The 19,337-nt window shown below is 67.1% G+C and carries 18 protein-coding genes and 1 pseudogene; 10 read left to right on the forward strand and 9 right to left on the reverse strand.

The genetic code is table 11. From position 1 onward, the window contains the following. Positions 1 to 83: 83 nt before the first annotated feature. Positions 84 to 653, reverse strand: a complete 570-nt coding sequence (locus HLA95_RS19645) for a hypothetical protein (protein ID WP_191058631.1) — start codon at positions 651 to 653, stop codon at positions 84 to 86. Between the two features lie 462 nt (positions 654 to 1,115). On the opposite strand from HLA95_RS19645, the gene HLA95_RS19650 reads away from it, so the two are divergent. After that, on the forward strand, positions 1,116 to 1,379 hold the full coding sequence (locus HLA95_RS19650) for a hypothetical protein (protein WP_191058632.1): 264 nt from the start codon (positions 1,116 to 1,118) through the stop codon (positions 1,377 to 1,379). Between the two features lie 324 nt (positions 1,380 to 1,703). Here the strand turns inward: HLA95_RS19650 and HLA95_RS19655 are convergent, their stop codons facing one another. The 3 genes from HLA95_RS19655 to HLA95_RS19665 form a co-directional block, all read right to left on the reverse strand. Then, a complete protein-coding gene (locus HLA95_RS19655; protein WP_222184257.1) occupies positions 1,704 to 2,240 on the reverse strand; it encodes a gamma carbonic anhydrase family protein in 537 nt (178 codons plus the stop codon). 50 nt (positions 2,241 to 2,290) lie between these two features. Continuing rightward, positions 2,291 to 2,770 (reverse strand): cupin domain-containing protein, encoded by a 480-nt coding sequence (locus HLA95_RS19660; RefSeq protein ID WP_191058633.1) that lies wholly within the window; start codon positions 2,768 to 2,770, stop codon positions 2,291 to 2,293. Between the two features lie 123 nt (positions 2,771 to 2,893). After that, entirely contained in the window at positions 2,894 to 3,775 is an 882-nt protein-coding gene (locus HLA95_RS19665; RefSeq protein WP_191058634.1) for a manganese catalase family protein, read from the reverse strand. 283 nt (positions 3,776 to 4,058) lie between these two features. Between HLA95_RS19665 and HLA95_RS19670 the strand changes: the two genes are divergently transcribed. Both HLA95_RS19670 and HLA95_RS19675 read left to right on the forward strand, forming a co-directional pair. Continuing rightward, on the forward strand, positions 4,059 to 4,580 hold the full coding sequence (locus tag HLA95_RS19670; protein ID WP_223861415.1) for a ferritin-like domain-containing protein: 522 nt from the start codon (positions 4,059 to 4,061) through the stop codon (positions 4,578 to 4,580). A gap of 70 nt (positions 4,581 to 4,650) precedes the next feature. After that, positions 4,651 to 5,178 (forward strand): YciE/YciF ferroxidase family protein, encoded by a 528-nt coding sequence (locus HLA95_RS19675; RefSeq protein ID WP_191058635.1) that lies wholly within the window; start codon positions 4,651 to 4,653, stop codon positions 5,176 to 5,178. Between the two features lie 65 nt (positions 5,179 to 5,243). Here the strand turns inward: HLA95_RS19675 and HLA95_RS19680 are convergent, their stop codons facing one another. Then, positions 5,244 to 5,966, reverse strand: coding sequence for a hypothetical protein (locus tag HLA95_RS19680; protein ID WP_191058636.1), 723 nt, complete (start codon positions 5,964 to 5,966; stop codon positions 5,244 to 5,246). Between the two features lie 30 nt (positions 5,967 to 5,996). Between HLA95_RS19680 and HLA95_RS19685 the strand changes: the two genes are divergently transcribed. From HLA95_RS19685 to HLA95_RS19695, 3 genes are all read left to right on the forward strand, one after another. Beyond that, positions 5,997 to 6,263, forward strand: coding sequence for a hypothetical protein (locus HLA95_RS19685; protein ID WP_191058637.1), 267 nt, complete (start codon positions 5,997 to 5,999; stop codon positions 6,261 to 6,263). Positions 6,264 to 6,563: 300 nt separating this feature from the next. Further along, positions 6,564 to 7,556 carry a serine hydrolase gene (locus tag HLA95_RS19690; protein WP_191060421.1) on the forward strand — a complete coding sequence of 331 codons (993 nt, stop codon included), beginning with the start codon at positions 6,564 to 6,566 and terminating at the stop codon, positions 7,554 to 7,556. 108 nt (positions 7,557 to 7,664) lie between these two features. Then, a complete protein-coding gene (locus tag HLA95_RS19695; protein ID WP_191060422.1) occupies positions 7,665 to 8,960 on the forward strand; it encodes an MFS transporter in 1,296 nt (431 codons plus the stop codon). Here the strand turns inward: HLA95_RS19695 and HLA95_RS19700 are convergent. After that, positions 8,917 to 10,440, reverse strand: a complete 1,524-nt coding sequence (locus tag HLA95_RS19700; protein ID WP_191060425.1) for a trimethylamine methyltransferase family protein — start codon at positions 10,438 to 10,440, stop codon at positions 8,917 to 8,919. The two genes, HLA95_RS19695 and HLA95_RS19700, sit on opposite strands and share 44 nt — an antisense overlap. Before the next feature lie 188 nt (positions 10,441 to 10,628). Between HLA95_RS19700 and HLA95_RS19705 the strand changes: the two genes are divergently transcribed. From HLA95_RS19705 to HLA95_RS19715, 3 genes are read left to right on the forward strand one after another with little or no spacing between them, the layout of a single operon-like run. Then, positions 10,629 to 11,804 (forward strand): NAD(P)/FAD-dependent oxidoreductase, encoded by a 1,176-nt coding sequence (locus HLA95_RS19705; protein ID WP_191060423.1) that lies wholly within the window; start codon positions 10,629 to 10,631, stop codon positions 11,802 to 11,804. A gap of 51 nt (positions 11,805 to 11,855) precedes the next feature. Next, complete coding sequence (locus HLA95_RS19710) at positions 11,856 to 12,329, forward strand: VOC family protein (RefSeq protein ID WP_222184261.1); 474 nt, start codon at positions 11,856 to 11,858, stop codon at positions 12,327 to 12,329. 49 nt (positions 12,330 to 12,378) lie between these two features. Next, a complete protein-coding gene (locus HLA95_RS19715; RefSeq protein ID WP_222184263.1) occupies positions 12,379 to 13,038 on the forward strand; it encodes a DsbA family protein in 660 nt (219 codons plus the stop codon). A gap of 25 nt (positions 13,039 to 13,063) precedes the next feature. Here HLA95_RS19715 and HLA95_RS19720 read toward each other — a convergent pair whose 3' ends face one another. Together HLA95_RS19720 and HLA95_RS19725 are read right to left on the reverse strand one after the other, a co-directional pair. Then, complete coding sequence (locus HLA95_RS19720; protein ID WP_191060210.1) at positions 13,064 to 13,405, reverse strand: hypothetical protein; 342 nt, start codon at positions 13,403 to 13,405, stop codon at positions 13,064 to 13,066. A gap of 438 nt (positions 13,406 to 13,843) precedes the next feature. Further along, complete coding sequence (locus tag HLA95_RS19725) at positions 13,844 to 14,239, reverse strand: NADH:ubiquinone oxidoreductase subunit NDUFA12 (RefSeq protein WP_223861563.1); 396 nt, start codon at positions 14,237 to 14,239, stop codon at positions 13,844 to 13,846. A 669-nt stretch (positions 14,240 to 14,908) separates the two neighbouring features. Here HLA95_RS19725 and HLA95_RS19730 point away from each other — a divergent pair. Beyond that, positions 14,909 to 18,592 (forward strand): vitamin B12-dependent ribonucleotide reductase, encoded by a 3,684-nt coding sequence (locus tag HLA95_RS19730; protein ID WP_191060212.1) that lies wholly within the window; start codon positions 14,909 to 14,911, stop codon positions 18,590 to 18,592. A 623-nt stretch (positions 18,593 to 19,215) separates the two neighbouring features. Here the strand turns inward: HLA95_RS19730 and HLA95_RS19735 are convergent. Beyond that, a pseudogene (locus tag HLA95_RS19735) lies at positions 19,216 to 19,337 on the reverse strand (IS5/IS1182 family transposase); the annotation flags it as partial.

Below are 19,337 nucleotides of genomic sequence, written 5' to 3' on the forward strand. Positions count from 1 at the left end.
GCATCACCAGCGGCGCGCATCCACCAGTGTCCGATGTAATTCCTAGCCGAGCCGCCGCGCACCCTGCCCTCCTGGCGTCAGGCTCAGGACCAGGGCGCCAGGTCGATGGCGAGCGCCCCGCCGGCACGGCCGAAGCCGGCAAAGCGCGCCCGCTCGCGCGCTACGCAGTACGGGCCGTGGCGCGGCTCGATCTCCCGGTGATGGAAGGCGATGGTCCGCACCACCCGGCGGCCGTCGATGAACGCGAACAGCCAGTTGGGCTGCGGGATCGCCACCGGGCCGCCTGGCAGCTCCACCTTCTCCTCGGGCAGGCCGCCCGCATGCAGCGCCTCGCGCAGGCTGGCGGTATCGAGTTCGAACGGCTCGATCACGCACACGATCTGCCACGGAAAGCTGGTTTCGCTGGCCAGGTCCACCTGCGGCCCGGCTGCCAGATGTGCCTTGAACTGGCGGGCTAATGCCTGGTCCGCCGCGGAGATGGCGACGCTCTGGTTCGGCACCATGCCCCACAGCACGTTCAGGCCCCAGTGCAGCATGGCCACGGTGCTGGCAAGAAACAGGCCGGCTGCCGCCAGCAGCCAGCGCCGCTGCTGCCGGCCTCCGGAGCCGGCGGTCGGGCGGGACGGTGCGGAGGAGAAGTCGGCGCGAGTCATGAGGTTGCCTGGGTTTGGGAGGAAGAAACGGGCGGGCGAGGCATAGGCCCGGGCCGGACACTCGGACAGCATTATCCGCATGGTCGCAGGGGTGCGACCGAACATCTCACCTAGATGATCGGTTCACGTCTGGCCGATGAATTGCTTGTCATCCGGCGGTCTCGAAACACCTGCGCAAACGATTGCCCAGGCCGGAAATGCGACTGAATTCCCTCGACTGGATGCCGGAAAGATCCAGCCGGGCGGCGGGTTGGCCGGTTCGCACACGCGTTCGGCGCCGGCGAGTTCGCGTATTGCGCGACTTGTCCATCCGGTCAGGAAACGCCTGGACACGCCCGGGACGATATTGTTCACTTCTCTTGTGTTTCGGGTTACCTGTTACTCCACCAGGACGTGCACATCCCTGGGTGCCTCAGCGGTCCGAAAGCTCTCGTTTCGTTTTCATGAGTGGGAGATGCGCAAATGAGTCAGGCACTCCAAGAACATCGTCGACGCTTGGCCGAGCGCGGCATGAAGCGGGTCGAGGTTTGCGTGCGCGAACCTGACGTCACCTTGATCCGCCGGGTCGCCAAGGCGCTGATCAACGATGACAAGACTTCCAAAGGTCTGCGTGCCGCCATCGACAGCGTCGTGCCGCAGCGCACGCCGATCACCTTCAAGGAGTGGCTGATGTCCGCTCCGGCCGAGGGAGACGATTCACCGGTCAGGGAGAAGTCACGCAGCTAGTACCGGCCAACCGGCTGCAGCGACCGGGCTCGCCTTCAGGCGGGCCCTGGTCATGCGGATCTTCGGACGCTGATCCTCCCTTGGCGCCGCGATGACGCCAAGGGAGGATCGGCGCTTGAACGGACCGCCCATGCACCAGCTTGCCCAAGGGGACATGGCACGAGCTGGGTGAGATGGTCAGCCGGCTGCCCGAGGACGCAGCCGAAGTCCTGGTCCCGGACGGCGCAGATGCCGCTCTTCGGGTTCGCCATCCTGAAGCCGTGCCGGGCGGGTCGGCGAGAGCGCCCAATCCCTGGGCGCAGCACACCAACCCGGAATGACTCTCTAGCCCAGCGGCCGCAGCTCCTGGCGGAACTTGGCGCTCCGCTCGACATAGAATTTCGCCCCATCGCGCATTCGCGCGCGATCGGCGTCGGTGAGGCTGCGCACCGGCTTGCCGGGCGCTCCCAGGATCAGGCTGCCTTCCGGCATCTGCTTGTTCTCGCCGACCAGCGCCTTGGCGCCCACCAGCGTGCCGGCCCCGATCACCGCGCCGTTCAGCACGACCGCGCACATCCCGATCAGGGCGCCGTCGCCGATCGTGCAGCCATGCAGCATGGCGAGATGGCCGACCGTCACGTCGCGGCCGATCGTGAGCGGGTAGCCCGGGTCGGTATGCAGGACGCAGTTCTCCTGCACGTTCGAGCCCTCGCCCACCGTGATCGGCTCGTTGTCGCCGCGCAGCACCGCGCCGAACCAGACCGAGGCACCCTTCTCGACCACCACCTTGCCGATCAGCACGGCACTGGGCGCCACCCAGGCCTCCGGATGCACCTGCGGGGTGTGGTCGCCCAGGGCGTAGAGCATATCGAAGGCCTCCATCCGCGAAATCGTTGCCTGGGCATAGTGCGAACCGGGGCGGATGGGAACGCTCAGCGGGACGGCAGCAGCGGCTCCCCCACCAGGGTGAAGCCATGGCCGGCGAGGCGGCGATTGATGTCCTCGGGCGTCGGCCGGCCGGCCCCGAGCAGTTCCGCCAGGTCGAGAAAGCAGCGTTCGCCGGACTTGGCCGGGGTCAGGGTGAACAGGAGCCGGCCGGGCGTCACGCCCAGGTTGGCGAAGGCGTGCGGGACCCCGCGCGGGACCACCGCCACGTCGCCCGCACCCACCCGCCATTCCGCGTCGCCCACCCGCAGGAGGTAGCTGCCCTCCAGGAAGTAGAAGCACTCCTCCTGGTCGGCATGGACGTGGAGCGGCGGGCCGCTGCCGGGCCTGGTGACCTCCTCCATCAGGCAGATGCCCTGGCCGGTCGCATCGGCCGGGATCAGGACGCGCAGCTCGATGCCGAGCGGCGACAGGTCGATCTGCGGGGCGTCCAGTCCGTGGCGAACGAACGGCGGCAGGGGGCTCATCTGGTTCTCCGGAAGGCACGGCACGCGGCCGGTGCTGCCAGTTTGCCGGATTCCCTAGCTGGGCGGCGGTGCCGCGGCGTGTGACGGAGATCACACCCCGGCGGCACCTGGCCGGCAGGAGGCTTAGAGCTTGCGCTCGATGGCGCCCTCGACCCCGCCGATCACCCCGGTCATCCCCGACTTGGAGGTCTGGTCCAGCTGCGCGCCGGAATCCGGCCGTGCCGGCGCCAGGCTGGGCTTGCCGCCCAGCGGCTCGGAGATCGCCGCCGAGTACTCGCCCTTGCCGTCCAGGCTGGGGCCAGACGTCCAGCGGCCCTGCGGGATCGAGCCGTCGGTCATGTGGCCCAGATAGACATAGGAGTATTCCTGGTGCTCCAGCTCCTGCGGGAAGCTGTTCGGGATCGGGAACTGCTTGGCGGTCCCGCCCAGCTCCTCGATCACCGCCATCCACTGCTGCTGGTGCATCGTGTCCCGCGCGATCAGGAAGGCCAGCATGTCCTTCATGCCCGGATCGTCGGTCATGTTGTACAACCGCACGGCCAGGGCGCGGCCGGTCGATTCGGCCGTGACATTCGCCGTCATGTCGGCGGCAATGTTGCCCGAGGCATAGATGTGCGAGCAGTCGAACGGGATGCCGTCCGAGTTCACCGGCATCGCGGCCAGGCCGGACGACAGGATGTGCTGCATGCTCATCCCGTTCAGGACCGAGCCGCCGATCGCGTCCTTCGACACGTCCTCCTGCACGGAGAGCGGCGCGCCTTCAAGGTTGAGCGCGACCGCGGTCGACAGCATCTCGATATGCCCGATCTCCTCGGTGCCGGTGTTCAGCAGCATGTCCCGATACTTGGCCGGGCCGCGCGAGCCCCAGCCCTGGAACAGATACTGCAGGCAGACGCGGATCTCGCCCTCGACGCCGCCGATCGCCTGCTGCAGGGCGCGGGCGAAGACCGGGTTCGGCCGTTCCACGCGCACGGGGAACTGGAGCTTGCCGTCGGTATAGAACATGGGGGGTCTCTCAGCTTCAATGGCTTCGGGTCACCCGGCCCGAAGGCCGTGACTCGTCGTCGAAAGATCAGGACTGCCGCCGGGTTCCGAAAAAAACCTCGTCCTCATGCCCGGTTCATCCTGCCCACGCAGCCGGACCGACCGTTCTGCCCGTTCTTGCGCATGTCGTGCTGCCGGGCTCGCTCCGCCGCGATCGAGGGATTTGCCCGGGGCATCAGGAACCCGCAGGCGGGCGAACCTATTGAGCCACCAGCAGGCAGACAGGCTGCCTTGGAGAATCCCCATGGCCATGGAGTCAGCGGAAAGCATCCGCTCGATCTTCGTCACCGGCCTGCGCGACGCGCATGCGCTGGAAAACCAAGCCCTCTCGATCATGAACCGGCAGATCGAGCGGCTGGAGAACTATCCGGACGTGGCCGCGCGCCTGCGCAGCCATGTCGAGGAAACCAACGGGCAGATCAGCCGGCTGGAACAGATCCTGACCTCGCTGGACGAGAGCCACTCGGCGATCAAGGACTTGGGCGCCTCGTTCATGGGCAACATGGCGGCCCTCACCCATTCCGTGGCCGGCGACGAGATCCTGAAGAACTCGTTCGCGAACTTCGCGTTCGAGAATTTCGAGGTCGCGAGCTACCGCGCGCTGATCAACATGGCCAGGCGCGGCGGGTTCACCAGCGCCCTGCCCCTGCTGGAGCAGTCGCTCCAGGAAGAGCAGGCCATGGCCGCCTGGGTGGAGCAGCACCTGGACGCGGTGACCGACCGCTACCTGACCCTGGCCAGTTCCGGCACCCAGGCAAGCCACTGATGACATCTGCCCCGGCGGCCGTCGTGCCGAGGGGCACGAGATCCCGAGCAACCAAGGGAGCGACATAGCGATGGCGACCAAGGAAAAAACCCTCGAAGACGCGTTCTACGAGACGCTGAAGGACGTGTTCTTCGCCGAGAAGCAGTCGGTGCGGGCACTGGGCAAAGCGGCGCGCAATGCCCAGGCGCCGGAGCTGAAGCAGATGCTGGAACAGCACCGCGAGGAAAGCACCAACCAGGTGGAGCGGCTGACCCAGATCTTCGAGATCCTGGGCAAGGCCCCGCGCGGCAAGACCTGCGAGGCCTCCCAGGGTCTCACCGCCGAGATGGACGAGGACCTGGAGGACTTCGGCGGCACCCCGGCGGGCGACGCCGTCCTGATCGGCTCTGCCCAGGCGCTCGAGCACTACGAGATCGCCCGCTACGGCACGCTCAAGACCTGGGCCGGCCAGCTCGGCCTGAAGGACGCCGCCGACCTGCTCGACCAGACCCTCCAGGAAGAGAAGAAGGCCGACGAGCTCCTGACCAAGGTCGCCGAGCAGGTCGCCAACCAGCAGGCCGCGAGCAACGAGGGCGGCAAGTCCTCGGGCCGCAAGTAAGCGTACGGGCCGGGGAACGCAGGACCGCTCCCCGGTCTGTCCCTCATGTGGCTGAGCGGCAGCTTCTAAATCATCTTGCCGCGCCTGATTGAAGCTTGAACGGCAGCACGGATCTGCTCAGCTTCGGCATGTTGTTCAAGCAGCCACCGTGCCTGGAAGCGTGCTTTACCTGTCAGTATCGACGTAATCGCATGCTTGTCGTCTTGCGGGCCGAACCATCTGGGATGGTTGAGCCAACAATCAAGCATCATCCACAGGTCTGCCTGATCGTCATGCGTGAGCTCATAGAAGCCGTCCGCTTCCAATAGCAACTTGGCTAGGCGTGGCATGAGCCACCTGATGACGAGCAGGTGTTCGTTCGCCGTCCAACCTCCCTCGGGACATGTATCCAGGTGCATCACAGAGTTGCGATGCTGATACAGGTGGTATGCCCACGCTTGTGAAAGCCACCATAGTCGCTGCGTACTTCTGTATTTCGGGTCCGGCCGGAATCTCTCCTGCCGAGGATCATCAGCGCGAATTGTCCCGAACCGCCCGAGATATGGGTGAAGGCGCCGAGCGAAATCAGGGGCTTTGTCGCACATCAGCATGTGGCCCAATGCGACCGCTGCCATCGTAACCGCGTGGTCCAGGTAGCGCTCGGAATCGCGCAGGATGCTGAACAGGTAGGGCAGCGCCCGGTCCATCCGCTCCAGCGACTGCGAGCCCGCCTGCGCCGCCTTGTCGATGGCCGCCGCCAGCGCATGATCCGGCCTGGGTGCCTCCAGCCAGACGCTGACCGGCGCCATGTCCTCACCGAGTTCAGGCGGATCCAGGCGATGACGGATGCGGTCGCCATGGTCGTCCCACGGGATCTGGCCGCCTTTGCCAAGGGCGGCAGCATCGACTGGGGCACGTTCCACGCACTCTGCATCCTCGGCCAGATGGTCCTGCCGCCGCAGCGGCGCGGCCAGCCCAAGATGCCCGTGACCTTCTGCTTCGTGGTCAACTGGGGAGGCCCGGACTCGACCATTCCGGCCGTCACCGCCGACTTCATCGCCGCGATCTCCGGGGTGCTCGCCGAGGTCGAGCGCAGGTTCGGCTGACCCCATGCGGGGACGGACCGAGCCCGGGCAGACGTCCGCCCATTCGCTTATCAGCCGTGCATCAGCAATGCTTATTCACTGCTGATTCGCGAAAGCCGCCGGCGGCCAGGCGCTTCCACCCGTACACTCCGCTTTTCCCGGTCGTGATCCGGATCGAACTGGACGAGCTGCGGCTTCCAGTGGCCGATCCGTGGAAATCCATGGAATTTCGTGGTTGTCCGTCCTTGTCACTGTTCTTTTGGCGGTAATGTCCCGCTATGGAGAGTGGCCAGCATCTTCGGCCATACCGGAAGCCGCCCCATGTCCATTTTCCATCGCCGTGCCCTCCTGGGTGGCCTGCCTGCGGCCGGCCTGCTGGCGGCCTTGCCGGCCGCCGCGGAAGCTCGCCCGGGCCTGCGCGCGGCCATCGCCCACTTCGTCGCCCTGGAGGGCAGCAAGAGCTTCCGGATCGACGTCGGCGAGAACGGCCGGATCTTCCGCCAGTCCTACAAGGCGGTCCGGCCGATGTTCATCGGCAGTGCGGTCAAGACCTTCATCCTGACCCGCTACCTCCAGGAAGTGGAGCGCGGCAACCGCACCCTCGATGAGCGCTTCACGGTCGACGACCGGGTGCGCAGCCTGAGCAGCCCGGTGCTGGAGCAGATGCATGGCCAGCTCCCTGCCCGCAGCGTGCTGGAGGCCATGATCACGCACAGCGACAACACCGCGACCGACATCGCGCTGGAGGCCGTGGGCGTGGCGACGGTGCGCGCCTTCCTGCGCGAGCACCGCTATGCATCCGTGCTGGTCCCGGATTCGACCCGGGTCATGTTCTCCTACCTGGCCGGCGCCCCGGACGGGGTCGACAAGGGCTGGAAGGGCATGGAGCAGATCATGGAAGGCCGGTTCTTCGGCGAGCCTCGCCCGGCGATCAACCCGGTCCAGTCGATGATGGGGACGGCCAACGACCTGGTGACCTACTATGGGCGTGCCCTGGGCGGCGAATATTTCGCCAGGCCCGGCACGCTCACCGAGTTCCGCCGGATCCAGGCGATGGCCTCTGCCCTGGCGCCGACCGTCCCGCCCGGGGTCGCCGCCTACGGCAAGGGCGGCAGCATCGACTGGCAGGGCTTCCACGCCTTCTGCCTGCCCGGCCAGATGGTGCTGGGCCGCGCTGGCATCACGCCGCTGCCGGTGACCTTCTGCTTCACCTACAACTGGCATGGCCCTGACGAGGGCGTGCCGGCTGCATTCGCGGCCTATACGGAGAGCGTGGCCGCCATCCTGGCCGAGGTCACCCGCCTGTTCGGCTGACGCCCCGGCCAGCGCGGCGCCGGGCGAACCGGCGGGCGACCACACGGCCCTTTCGCCGGGTGCCCCAAAGCGCTAGCGACGCCTCTGGCCAAGGAGGTGTCGACGATCGTGACGGAAGGACGAGCCAGCCGGGCCGGCCCGGCGGCAGCGGCGGCATTGCTGCGCGATCCCGAGGTGCTGCGCCTGTGGGGTGCTGGTGCGGTCATCCAGTGCGCGCGCTGGCTGGACATCCTGTCGTTCGGGGTGCTGGTCCTGGACTGGACGGCCTCGCCGCTCGCCGTGGCGCTGGTCTTGTTCGTCCGGATGCTGCCGCTCCTGCTGTTCGGCAGCATCCTCGGCACGCTGGCGGACCGGCTGGACCGGCGCCGGCTGCTGATCATCGGCCTGTCCGCCATCTGCGTCCTGCTGGCGCTCGGCACCTGGTGGAGCAGCGATGGCGAGCCTCACGTGCCGCTGGCCTTCGGCCTGGCCGTCGCGGGCGGGGTGCTCTGGTCGGGCGAGCTGCCGATGCGGCGCGGCCTGCTGGCCGAGGCCGCCGGCATGGACCGGGTCGGCACGAGCATGGGCCTGGAGCAGCTCACCAGCAACTTCACCCGCATGATCGGCCCAGCCACGGGCGGTGCCCTCGTGGCGGGCCTCGGCTTCACCGGGGTGCTGGCCGCCGGCCTCGTCCTGCACGGGCTGGCGCTCCTCATGATCCTGGGCGTGAAGCCGTCCGGCCAGGCGCAGGCGAAGACGACCGAGCCGATCCGGATCCTGGGCCCCTTGAAGGAAGGCTGGCGCTATGTGCGCACCACGCCGATCCTGATCGGCACCGTCATGGTGACCGCCGCCATGAACCTCTGGGGCTTCCCCTACATGTCCCTGGTGCCGGTGATCGCCCTGGAGGTGATGAACCTGGGCCCGGTCGGCACCGGCCTCCTGGTCTCCGCGGAGGGTGCCGGCGCCTTCCTCGGTTCGATCGCCATCACGCTGGCGGCCCCCCCGCACTGGTTCCGGCGCATCTACAGCCTAGGCACGCTCCTGTTCCTGACCGCGGTCGTGCTGTTCGGCTTCACCACCACGCCCTGGACCGCGGCGGCCTGCACGGCGATCGCCGGGGTGGGCATGGCGTGCTTCGGCACCATGCAGATGGTGCTGATCCTCCAGGGCGCGGAATCGCATCTGCGCGGCCGGGCGCTCGGCATCCTGGTGGGGGCGATGGGGCTGGCCCCCTTCGGCTTCCTCCAGTTCGGGCTGGCGGCGAGCTGGCTGGATGGCAGCACCGCCGTCGTCCTGGTGGCCGGCATCGGCCTGATAGCGGTGCTCGCCTGCTGCCTCGCCTGGCCGACCCTCCTGCACAATGGCGAGGTGACGCCGGTCAGGTCACCGTATCCGGCAGCACCGCCTCGCGCTTCGCGATGAACTCGTCCAGCGCCTCGACCATGCCTGGATCGATCGGCGGCGGCTCGAAGGCGGCGAGCTTCCTGGTCGCCGCCTCGATGCCGCGCGCCTCCGCGGACTTGGCACCCTCCAGCGACCACTGCTCGAAACTGTTGTTGTCCATCAGCTCCGGCATGAAGAAGGCGGTCTGGAAATTGGCCTGGGTGTGCGCCGTGCCGAGGAAATGCCCGCCCGGGCCGATGTCGCGGATGCTGGCCATCGCCTCGTCGAAATCGCCGAACTGCGGTCCCTGCGCGAACTTGTAGAGCATCTCCATCTGCTCGGCATCGAGGGCGAACTTGGCGAGCGACGCGCATAAGCCCGCCTCGGTCCAGCCGGCCGTGTGCATGATCAGATGCGCCCCGGCGAGCATGATCGGGAACATGTTGAAGGCGCTCTCGTAGCCCGCCTGGGCGTCGGTCACCTTCGAGCCGGTCAGCATGCCCGAGGAACGGAACGGCACGCCGTACTTGCGCGCGAGCTGGCCGATCATCAGGTTCATCAGCGCCAGCTCTGACGTGCCCGCCATCGGCGCCCCGGACTTCATCGAGACCGCGGCCAGGAAATGGCCATAGACCATCGGGCAGCCCGGGCGGACCAATTGGGTGAAGGCCAGGGCCGAGATCGCCTCGGCGTTCAGCTCGGCCACGGTCGCCACCGCCGAGGCCGGCGTGTTGGCCCCGGCCAGGGTGAACGGCGCGCAGATCACCGGCTGGCCCGCCCTTGCATAGACCTTGAGCGCCCCCAGCATGGTCTCGTCCCAGACCAGCGGCGAGTTGCAGTTGGCGAGTGACACCATCACCGGATGGTCGGGCAGGAAGCTCTCGCCGAACAGGATCTTGGCCATCTCGACCGCATCCTGGGCACGCTCCGGTGCGGTTACCGGGCCCATGAACGACTTATCACTGTTCGTGATGAGCGAGCGGACGATGTGCAGATGCCGCTTGGACACCGGGATGTCGGTGGGCTCGCAGATCACGAGGCCAGTGTTGTGGATGGCCGGGCTCATATAGGCCAGCCGGTGGAAGCGCTCGAGATCCGCCATCGTGCCATAGCGGCGGACATCGTCCTCCATGCGCACGAACGGCGAGCCGTAGGTCGGCAGGAAGATCATGTTGTCGCCGCCGACCGTTACCGAGCGCTCGGGATTGCGCGCGGTGAGCGTGAACTGGCCCGGCACCTGCGCCAGGAGCGACATCAGCAATTCGCGCGGGATGTGGACCCGCCAGCCTTGAACATCGGCGCCGGCATCCTTCCAGAGCGCCAGCGCCTCCGCGTCGCGGAAGTCGATGCCGATCTGTTCCAGGATCCGGCAGGAACCGTCGTGGATCAGTTCCAGGCCCTCGTCGTTGAGGACCTCGTAGAGGGGGATCCGCCGCTTGAGCGTCGGCAGGCTGGTGACCCGCATCGACATGCGCTCGGCGCGCCTGGCACTCCGGCCGCCCCGCCTGCCTTCCGCCATTGTGCTCACGATCCGCCTCCTCCGGACGACCGACGCAGCGGACAGTAGAACAGCCGCAACGGCTTGGCTTGTCCCGCCTGCGCCAGCCAGTTGACCCACTCCGACAAGAGGGCGACCACGACCGCACTTGCCGCCACCGGGCTCCAGGGTCCAAGGGAAAAACCCTCGGGCAGAGCGCGGAGCTTGGCATGGACGCAGGCAGGGTGGTGATCGTCGGCGGCGGCGCGATCGGATCGGCGGTCGCGGCCTTTCTGCGCCGGATCGAGCCCGGGCGCGAGGTCGTGGTGATCGAGCGCGATCCCACCTACCGCGAGGCCTCCTCGGCCCTGTCCGCCTCCTCGATCCGCCGCCAGTTCTCCCAGCCGGTCAACATGGCGATCGGCGCTTATGGCTATGCCTTCCTGAAGGAGGCCCATCGCCATCTGGCCGTGGACGGCGAGCTGCCGGAAATCGGCCTGCGCGACGGCGGCTATCTGTTCCTGGCGCCGCCGGCCGCGGAGCCCGCCATGCGCGCGGTACACGCGCTGCAGCGGGCAGAAGGCGTCCAGGTGGCGCTGCTCGAGCCCGACGCCCTGCGCGCGCGCTTCCCCTGGCTGTCCACCGAGGGCATCGCGCTCGGCTCGCTGGGCCTTGCCGAGGAAGGCTGGTTCGACGGCTACGGCCTGCTTCAGGCCTTCCGCAAGCGCGCCATCGCCGACGGCGCCCGCTTCCTCCATGGCGAGGCCACCGGCTTCGTCCGGGACGGCGAGCGGGTGAGCGCCGTGGAGCTCGGCGACGGCAGCACGATCCCCTGCGGTGCCCTGGTGATAGCATCCGGCCCCTGGTCCGGGCAGGTCGGCCTCCTGCTGGACATCGACATCCCCGTGCGCGGCCGGCGGCGCTCGGTGTTCGTGCTGGACACGCCCGAGCCGCTCGAGCCCTGCCCGCTGCTCATCGACCCGTCCGGCTTCTGGCTTCGCCCGGAGGGCCGCTACTATCTGTCCGGCATGTCGCCGCTCGCCGGCGAGCCGGATCCGGACGACCTGCCGCTCGAGGTCGACCATGACAGCTTCGAGGAAAGGCTCTGGCCGGCCCTGGCCGAGCGGATCCCGAGCCTGGAGCGGCTGAAGGTCGCGAGCTCCTGGGCCGGCTACTACGAGATGAACACGGTCGACCATAACGGCCTGGTCGGCCGGTGGCCGGGCTTCGCGAACCTCTATGCCGCCACCGGCTTTTCCGGCCACGGCATCCAGCAGGCCCCCGCGGTCGGCCGAGGCCTGGCCGAGCTCATCGTCCATGGCGGCTACCGGAGCCTCGACCTGTCGGACCTCTCGCCCGTGCGCCTCGCCGAGAACCGCCCGCTGGTGGAGCAGGCGGTGATCTGAGCCGGGCTCGCCCTAGATAACCAAGGTAACGAAGCCGGCAGGAGGATGGCGGTGACCAGCGTCAGGCTCGACCGCATTCTGGAGACGGTGCTCTACGCGGACGACCTGGAGGCCGCGGAGCGCTTCTATCGTGACGTGCTGGGCCTGGAGGTCGACAGCCGCAAGGACGGCGTCTTCGTGTTCTTCCGCCTGGGTGACGCCATGCTGCTCCTGTTCCGCGCGGAGGCGGCCCGCGCCAACGAGATGGTCCCCGCCCACGGCGCGATTGGCCCCGGCCATGCCTGCTTCGCCGTGGCGGAATCGGAACTGGATGGCTGGAAGGAGCGACTGGAGCGCCAGGGCGTGCGGATCGAGCACGAGCAGGCCTGGCCGCGCGGCAGCCGCTCCTTCTATTTCCGCGATCCGGCCGGCAACAGCCTGGAGATCGCCAGCCCGCTCATCTGGGGCATGGCGGATCTTCGTAGCAAGGATGCCACAACCGCTCGCGAACCGGACGTTCCACAGCCTGTGGACAAACGCGCATGACGATTGAGCGCTCCATCAGCCCCAGTCAAGCCGATCAGGCAGGCTCGCCATGCAGCTAGGCCTGGCGCTGGATCGCGACCACCGGTCCGCCCGGCTGGGCTTTGCCGGCGACTTCGCCTGCGCCTGGTGCCGCCTCGCCTGGCACCGGCTGCGCCAGGTGGCGGCCCCTCGGGGCATCGGCCTGTGCTGGCTGCCCTTCCAGATTGACCCGACCCTGCCGCCGCGCGGCACCGCCTATCGCGCATGGCTGACCCGCCGCCATGGCGGTGCTGCCGCGGCCGAGGCCGGCCTGCAGCGGATCCGTGCCGCCGCGGCGGCCGAGCGGATCTCGTTCGACCTGGGGGCGATCCGGCTCCAGCCGAACACCGGCGCCGCGCACCGGCTGGTGGCGACCGCGGCCCGCAGCGGCCGGGGCACGGTCGTGGTCGACCGGATCTTCCACGCCTTCTTCAGCGAAGGCCGCGACATCGGCGACCCCGAAGTGCTGGACCGGATCGCCGCCGAGGCCGGGGTGCCGCCGGGCAACGGTGAGCTGCCGGTCATTCCCTTGCCGGTCTCGGCGGTGGGCGCCGTGCCGGTCATCCTGGACCGCCACGGCGACGCGCTGGTGGGCTGCCAGCCGATCGAGAGCATCGCCGTCTTCGCCGACCTGGCGCTCGGCCGGGCGGCACTGGCACCGGCATCTCCCGCCCAGGCCCTGTCCGGCTGAGCCCCCACCGTCTCAGGGCAATGCGTCACGGCCCCGACAGGACCGCCTGCATGTCGTCCTCGTAATATTCCCGGCCGGCACAGTTCGCATTGAACAGGTCGACCGACCGGTTGTGGGTCGTGAATCGCTCGTTCACCTGAGGCAATTTCTCATGGTAGCCATGCACGGCCCGCCGCTGCAGGTCGACCAGCGCATTGAAGTCGTCGACGGACTTCTGGCTGTACCGGTTCACCAGCCCTTCCCGTCGCTCGATCAGGGCATTCAGCTCGTCGATCCCGGCCGTTTCCGCGGCCAGCGACGCTTCCAGCCGCTCCAGCTCCGCCGAGGCGGCGCTCAGCTCGTCCTGCCGGGCAACACATTCCCGCAAGGCTTCGCGCGAAAGAACCGGCCTGCCGTGCTGCCCGCCAGATCCGGAGCCACGGGCACGAAATCGTCGCCGCCCGCGGCGCGCCTCTGCCGGGCATACGACAAGCACTGCACATAATCCCCGGAGTGTCGAAACAACTCTACGCCGCCGGACAGGCATGACCATCTCCAGACAACTCTGCCGCCGATAACACAGCAGCACCTGGAAATTCCGTCCAGAAGGATCGCTCTACTGCGATTATTCCGCCTTGCCTGTCTCACCCGGTGGCAACACCCGGGATCACCGGCCCAGACGATCCGCTCGCCTGGAAGATGCCTGGTCAGGCACAGCAGGGCGAAGGCCCTGCCCCATCTGCCGATCGCGGCCAGCCTGCTCCGTGCAGCCGATCATCTCGGGCGACCGCATGCTGCGCCCGCAGGCCAGGCCCGCGTCCCGACCTTACGGCGTCCAGGCTTCGTAGTCCCCAGTGGCCCGATCGCGCTGGCCGCGGCCGCGCTCGCTGCCGGGCGGGACATAGGCGTAGGGGGTGCCGGTCAGGTTCGGCAGGGCCGGCTTCTCCCAGGGCTTGACCTGAAGCGGCGCCACGGTGGGCGGGTGCTCGAAGCGCTTGTGCAGCCAGCCGCTCCAGCCGGGCGGCACCAGGGTCGGCTCCGGCTCCACCCCGTCCGGATAGACCACCCAGCGGCGCTCGGCCCGCCAGTCCGCCGCGTTCAGGCCCTTGACCGCCTTGTTGCGGTAGTAGCGATTGCCCAGCTCGTCCTGGCCGACCAGCTCGCCACGGAATCGGGTCGTGAGCCAGGTGCCCAGGGCATTGAAGCTCAGCCACTTCAGCAAGGTCGCACTCCGCGGAAAATCGGAGCCCCCGGGATGGACGGGCTCCGGCCGTGCCGGTATCCGGCGGGACATGTGCTGCCACGGGCGGCAAATGTCCAGATCCCCGGTCCCGGCCACCCGGTCCGGACGATATTCCTGTGGATTGAGCGGGAAGACTGATGCTGCCTGATTCGGGCGGAGATTGATTGCCTCATCCAGGGAACCCTGATCAGCCTCGACAACTCTTCGCATCAATCCCCTGCCCCATCGCCTGATCGCGGCTCGAATCGGGTACTGATGCGGCGCTGGATGGCGTTGCCGGCGGGTGCCGAATGGACTATATCTAGGGGCAAGAGGCGTGAATGCCCCTACGTCTTGGGTTCCGGAGTGCAGCGAGGTGCTGCCAGCGTGGCCAAAGCGCTACGGAACCCAGGCGATATCGCGCAGCACGCAAATTTCTTGTGGATGACTTGCACCCGCCGATTGAGACAACCTCCTGCGAGCCGTAGGATCGGCGGACGATCAAGGACCATTGAGCATCGTCAGCAACGGCTGATGCCGCCCTGCCCGTCTGGTCAGGGAAGCGACGGTGCACGTCCTGTGGATAAGTCTGGATAAGATCGGGCTTGCCGCAGGAACAGAGCAGGAACACTCTCGCTGGTGCGAGAACAGCGACCGGGAGAACGGAACATGCGGATCGAACGCTCTTTCACCGAGGCTGGCCAGGACCCGTATGCCCGGATCGAATGGCGTTCCGCGGTGTCGGAGATCCGCAATCCCGACGGCTCGGTGGTGTTCCGCCTGGACGACGCCGAGGTCCCGGCTTCCTGGTCGCAGGTCGCCGTCGACGTGCTCGCCCAGAAATATTTCCGCAAGGCCGGCGTGCCGGCCAAGCTGGTGACCGCCAAGGAGAAGGGCGTTCCTGCCTGGCTGCAGCGCCACCTCCCCGACCCGTCGCTGGCCGAGCTGCCCGCCCACGAGCGCACCACCGGTGAACACTCGGCCAAGCAGGTGTTCGACCGGCTGGCCGGCACCTGGACCTATTGGGGCTGGAAGGGCGGCTATTTCGATGGGGAGGAAGACGCCCGCGCCTTCTTCGACGAGCTGCGCTTCATGCTGGCCAGCCAGATGGCCGCCCCCAACTCGCCGCAATGGTTCAACACCGGCCTCCACTGGGCCTATGGCATCGACGGCCCGGCCCAGGGTCATTTCTGGGCCGACCACAAGACCGGTCAGGTCTCCGCCTCCTCCTCCGCCTATGAGCGGCCGCAGCCCCATGCCTGCTTCATCCAGTCGATCAACGACGACCTGGTGAACGAGGGTGGCATCATGGATCTGTGGATCCGCGAGGCCCGGCTCTTCAAGTATGGCTCCGGCACCGGCACCAACTTCTCCCGCCTGCGCGGCGTGAACGAGCCGCTCTCGGGCGGCGGCAAGTCGTCCGGCCTGATGAGCTTCCTCAAGATCGGCGACCGGGCGGCCGGCGCCATCAAGTCGGGCGGCACCACGCGCCGCGCCGCCAAGATGGTTACGGTCGACGTCGACCATCCCGACATCGAAGAATATGTGATGTGGAAGGTGATCGAGGAGCAGAAGGTCGCTGCCCTCGTCGCCGGCTCGCAGCTCCTGCGCAGCCACGTCCAGGCGATCCTCTCGGCCTGCCATGACGAGAGCTTCGCCGGCAAGGACCGGTTCGACCCGCACGAGAACCCGGCCCTGCGCAAGGCCGTGCGCGACGCCAAGAAGGTGGCCCTGCCTGCCGGCGCCATCCAGCAGGCGATCCTGTTCGCCCGCCAGGGCTTCCGCCATATCGACGTGCCGACCTATCGCGCCGACTGGGACAGCGAGGCCTATGTCACGGTCTCGGGCCAGAACTCCAACAACTCGGTGCGCGTGTCCGACGACTTCCTGGCGAAGGTCCAGGCCGGTGCGGAGTGGCCGCTGACCCGCCGCACCGACGGCAAGGTCAAGAAGACCATCCAGGCCAAGGATCTCTGGGACAAGATCAGCCTGGCCGCCTGGGCCTCGGCCGATCCCGGCATCCAGTACGACACCACCATCAACGACTGGCACACCTGCCCGGCCTCGGGGCGCATCAACGCGTCCAACCCCTGCTCCGAGTACATGTTCCTGGACGACACCGCCTGCAACCTGGCGTCCTTGAACCTGATGACCTTCAAGAAGGAAGACGGCACGTTCGACGTGGCCGGCTTCCGCCATGCCGTGCGCCTGTGGACCATCGTCCTCGAGGTCTCGGTGATGATGGCGCAGTTCCCGTCCCGCACCATCGCCGAGCTGTCCTGGAAGTTCCGCACCCTCGGCCTGGGCTTCGCCAATCTCGGCGGCCTGCTCATGGCGTCCGGCTTCTCCTATGACAGCCCCGAGGGCCGGGCGCTCTGCGGCGCCATCACCGCGCTCATGACCGGCGAGGCCTATCTGGTCTCGGCCGAGATGGCCAAGGAGCAGGGCCCGTTCCCGGGCTACCCGGAGAACCGCGACGCCACGCTGCGCGTCCTGCGCAACCACCAGGCCGCCGCCTGGTCGAAGAGCAGCGGCTACGAGAACCTGCACATCAACCCGGTGCCGCTCGACGCCGCGTCCTGCCCGCAGCCGGTGATCGTCGAAGCCGCCCGCGCCGCCTGGGACCGTGCGGTCGCGACCGCCACCGAGGCGGGCGTCCGCAACGCCCAGGTCTCGGTGATCGCCCCCACCGGCACGATCGGCCTGGTGATGGACTGCGACACCACCGGCATCGAGCCGGACTTCGCGCTCGTGAAGTTCAAGAAGCTGGCCGGCGGCGGCTACTTCAAGATCATCAACCGCATGGCGCCGGAAGCCCTCAAGACGCTGGGCTACACGCCTGAGCAGATCGAGGACATCATCCGCTACGCGGTGGGCCACGGCACGCTGAAAGGTTCGCCCGCGATCAACCATGAGACCCTGGCCGAGCGCGGCTTCACGCCCGACGTCCTGACCAGGCTCGAGCAGGCCCTGCCGTCCGCCTTCGACATCCGCTACGTCTTCAACAAGTTCACGCTGGGCGAGGCCTTCTGCAAGGAGGTGCTGAAGCTCACCGACGAGCAGCTGAACGACTTCAAGTTCGACATGTTCAAGGCGCTCGGCTTCAACCGCGACGAGGTCGAGGCCGCCAACACCTTCGTCTGCGGTGCGATGACCGTGGAAGGCGCCCCGCACCTCCAGGACCGGCACCTGCCGGTGTTCGACTGCGCCAACCCGTGCGGCCGCAAGGGCAAGCGCTACCTGTCCACCGACAGTCACATCCGGATGATGGCGGCCGCTCAGCCCTTCATCTCCGGTGCGATCTCCAAGACCATCAACATGCCGGCCACCGCCTCGGTGGAGGACTGCTCGGACGCCTACCTGCTCGGCTGGCGCCTGGGCCTGAAGGCCCTGGCCCTCTACCGCGACGGCTCCAAGCTCTCCCAGCCGCTCTCCTCGATCGCCCTGGACGACATCGAGGAGGACGATGAGGAGCAGCAGCCCACCCCGCAGCGCGTGGTCAACGTCATCGAGAAGATCGTCGAGCGCCACGTGGCCGGCCGCAAGAAGCTGCCCACCCGCCGCAAGGGCTACACCCAGAAGGCGGTGGTCGGCGGCCACAAGGTCTACCTGCGCACCGGCGAGTACGAGGACGGCAAGCTCGGCGAGATCTTCATCGACATGCACAAGGAAGGTGCCGCCTTCCGGAGCTTGATGAACAGCTTCGCCATCGCCGTCTCGATCGGCCTGCAATACGGCGTCCCGCTGGAGGAGCTGGTGGAAGCCTTCAGCTTCACCCGCTTCGACCCGTCGGGCCCCGTCCAGGGCAACGACACGATCAAGATGGCGACCTCGGTCCTCGACTACATCTTCCGCGAGCTCGCCATCTCCTATCTCGACCGCACCGACCTGGCCTCGGTCGACCCCGCCGACCTGCGCCACGACGCGATCGGCAAGGGCACCAAGGAGGGCGAGCTGGTCGACGAGGAGGAAGAGGTCAAGAAGTACGCCTCGGTCGGCTTCGTCCGCGGCAACCTCCGCCTGCTCGCCGGCGGCAACGGCAACGGTAATGGCAACGGCCACCACCACGGCAATGGCAACGGGAACGGCACCACCCCCGCCCCTACCGCCTACGCCGACACCCGCCCAGCAGGCGACGCCCGGGCGGGCGACACCGCCGTCCTGGAACGCCCGAAGACCACCGCCACCGACCCCGCCCGCCAGGCCGAGGCCGAGCGGATCCAGAAGGCGCAGATGGCCCGGCTGAAGGGCTACGAGGGCGACCCCTGCCCGAGCTGCGGCCACTTCACGCTGGTGCGGAACGGCACCTGCCTGAAGTGCGACACGTGCGGGTCGACGACGGGCTGCTCTTAATTCAAGAAGACAACATCCTTTCATACCAGCGCCAATCAATTTTGATTGGCGCTGGCAGACTACTACCTACTCCCCCCTCAACAGAGAATGTAGATAGATATGGGAGCTATTCAATTCCGGCAGATTCGCAATTACTTGGATGCAAATGTCGCTCCTCACGTTGATCTAGGCGATGTATCTGCTAGATCTGAAAGCGACCAGGATTCTATCAGACGCTCTCGCGCACTAGCAGCCTATGCACTCAGCCACGAAGCTGATCTTAAAATAGAAGAAGCGTGCAAGTACATCACCGATGGGTTCGACGACAACGGACTCGACGCGATCTACTATCATCGGAATGAAAAACACCTATTCCTAGTGCAATCTAAATGGTCCAATGATGGATCTGGCTCTGTCGATGTTGCCTCTGTGCAGAAATTTCTTTCTGGAACTAGCGATCTACTTGCATCTCGATTCGAGCGCTTTAATAAAAAGATTCAAAATCGAAAAATTGAAATAGATGATGCTCTAAATGATACCCACAGAATAACTCTAATTCTTTGCTATTCAGGAAGTGAGCAAATATCTCACCATGTTAAAACAAGGTTGGATGATTTTCTTTCTGAGAGCCCGTTTGAGAATGGCTATGGGTGGCTGATGCGGCGTAGCAGCAGGCTGCCCATGGCGACCTGCACGAAGGCTTCGGACACATCGAGCCTGGCCTCGTAGTCCCGCACCAGGCGGCGCCAGCGAACCATCCAGCCGA

The sequence above is a fragment of the Geminicoccus harenae genome (genome assembly GCF_019800005.1).
GTDB lineage: Bacteria > Pseudomonadota > Alphaproteobacteria > Geminicoccales > Geminicoccaceae > Geminicoccus > Geminicoccus harenae.

Excerpts from the sequence above, each read along its gene's own strand:
- HLA95_RS19645 (WP_191058631.1), bottom strand. The coding sequence starts at position 653 with ATGACTCGCGCCGACTTCTCCTCCGCACCGTCCCGCCCGACCGCCGGC.
- HLA95_RS19650 (WP_191058632.1), top strand. The coding sequence starts at position 1,116 with ATGAGTCAGGCACTCCAAGAACATCGTCGACGCTTGGCCGAGCGCGGC.
- HLA95_RS19655 (WP_222184257.1), bottom strand. The coding sequence starts at position 2,240 with ATGGAGGCCTTCGATATGCTCTACGCCCTGGGCGACCACACCCCGCAG.
- HLA95_RS19660 (WP_191058633.1), bottom strand. The coding sequence starts at position 2,770 with ATGAGCCCCCTGCCGCCGTTCGTTCGCCACGGACTGGACGCCCCGCAG.
- HLA95_RS19665 (WP_191058634.1), bottom strand. The coding sequence starts at position 3,775 with ATGTTCTATACCGACGGCAAGCTCCAGTTCCCCGTGCGCGTGGAACGG.
- HLA95_RS19670 (WP_223861415.1), top strand. The coding sequence starts at position 4,059 with ATGGCCATGGAGTCAGCGGAAAGCATCCGCTCGATCTTCGTCACCGGC.
- HLA95_RS19675 (WP_191058635.1), top strand. The coding sequence starts at position 4,651 with ATGGCGACCAAGGAAAAAACCCTCGAAGACGCGTTCTACGAGACGCTG.
- HLA95_RS19680 (WP_191058636.1), bottom strand. The coding sequence starts at position 5,966 with ATGGCGCCGGTCAGCGTCTGGCTGGAGGCACCCAGGCCGGATCATGCG.
- HLA95_RS19685 (WP_191058637.1), top strand. The coding sequence starts at position 5,997 with ATGACGGATGCGGTCGCCATGGTCGTCCCACGGGATCTGGCCGCCTTT.
- HLA95_RS19690 (WP_191060421.1), top strand. The coding sequence starts at position 6,564 with ATGTCCATTTTCCATCGCCGTGCCCTCCTGGGTGGCCTGCCTGCGGCC.
- HLA95_RS19700 (WP_191060425.1), bottom strand. The coding sequence starts at position 10,440 with ATGGCGGAAGGCAGGCGGGGCGGCCGGAGTGCCAGGCGCGCCGAGCGC.
- HLA95_RS19705 (WP_191060423.1), top strand. The coding sequence starts at position 10,629 with ATGGACGCAGGCAGGGTGGTGATCGTCGGCGGCGGCGCGATCGGATCG.
- HLA95_RS19715 (WP_222184263.1), top strand. The coding sequence starts at position 12,379 with ATGCAGCTAGGCCTGGCGCTGGATCGCGACCACCGGTCCGCCCGGCTG.
- HLA95_RS19730 (WP_191060212.1), top strand. The coding sequence starts at position 14,909 with ATGCGGATCGAACGCTCTTTCACCGAGGCTGGCCAGGACCCGTATGCC.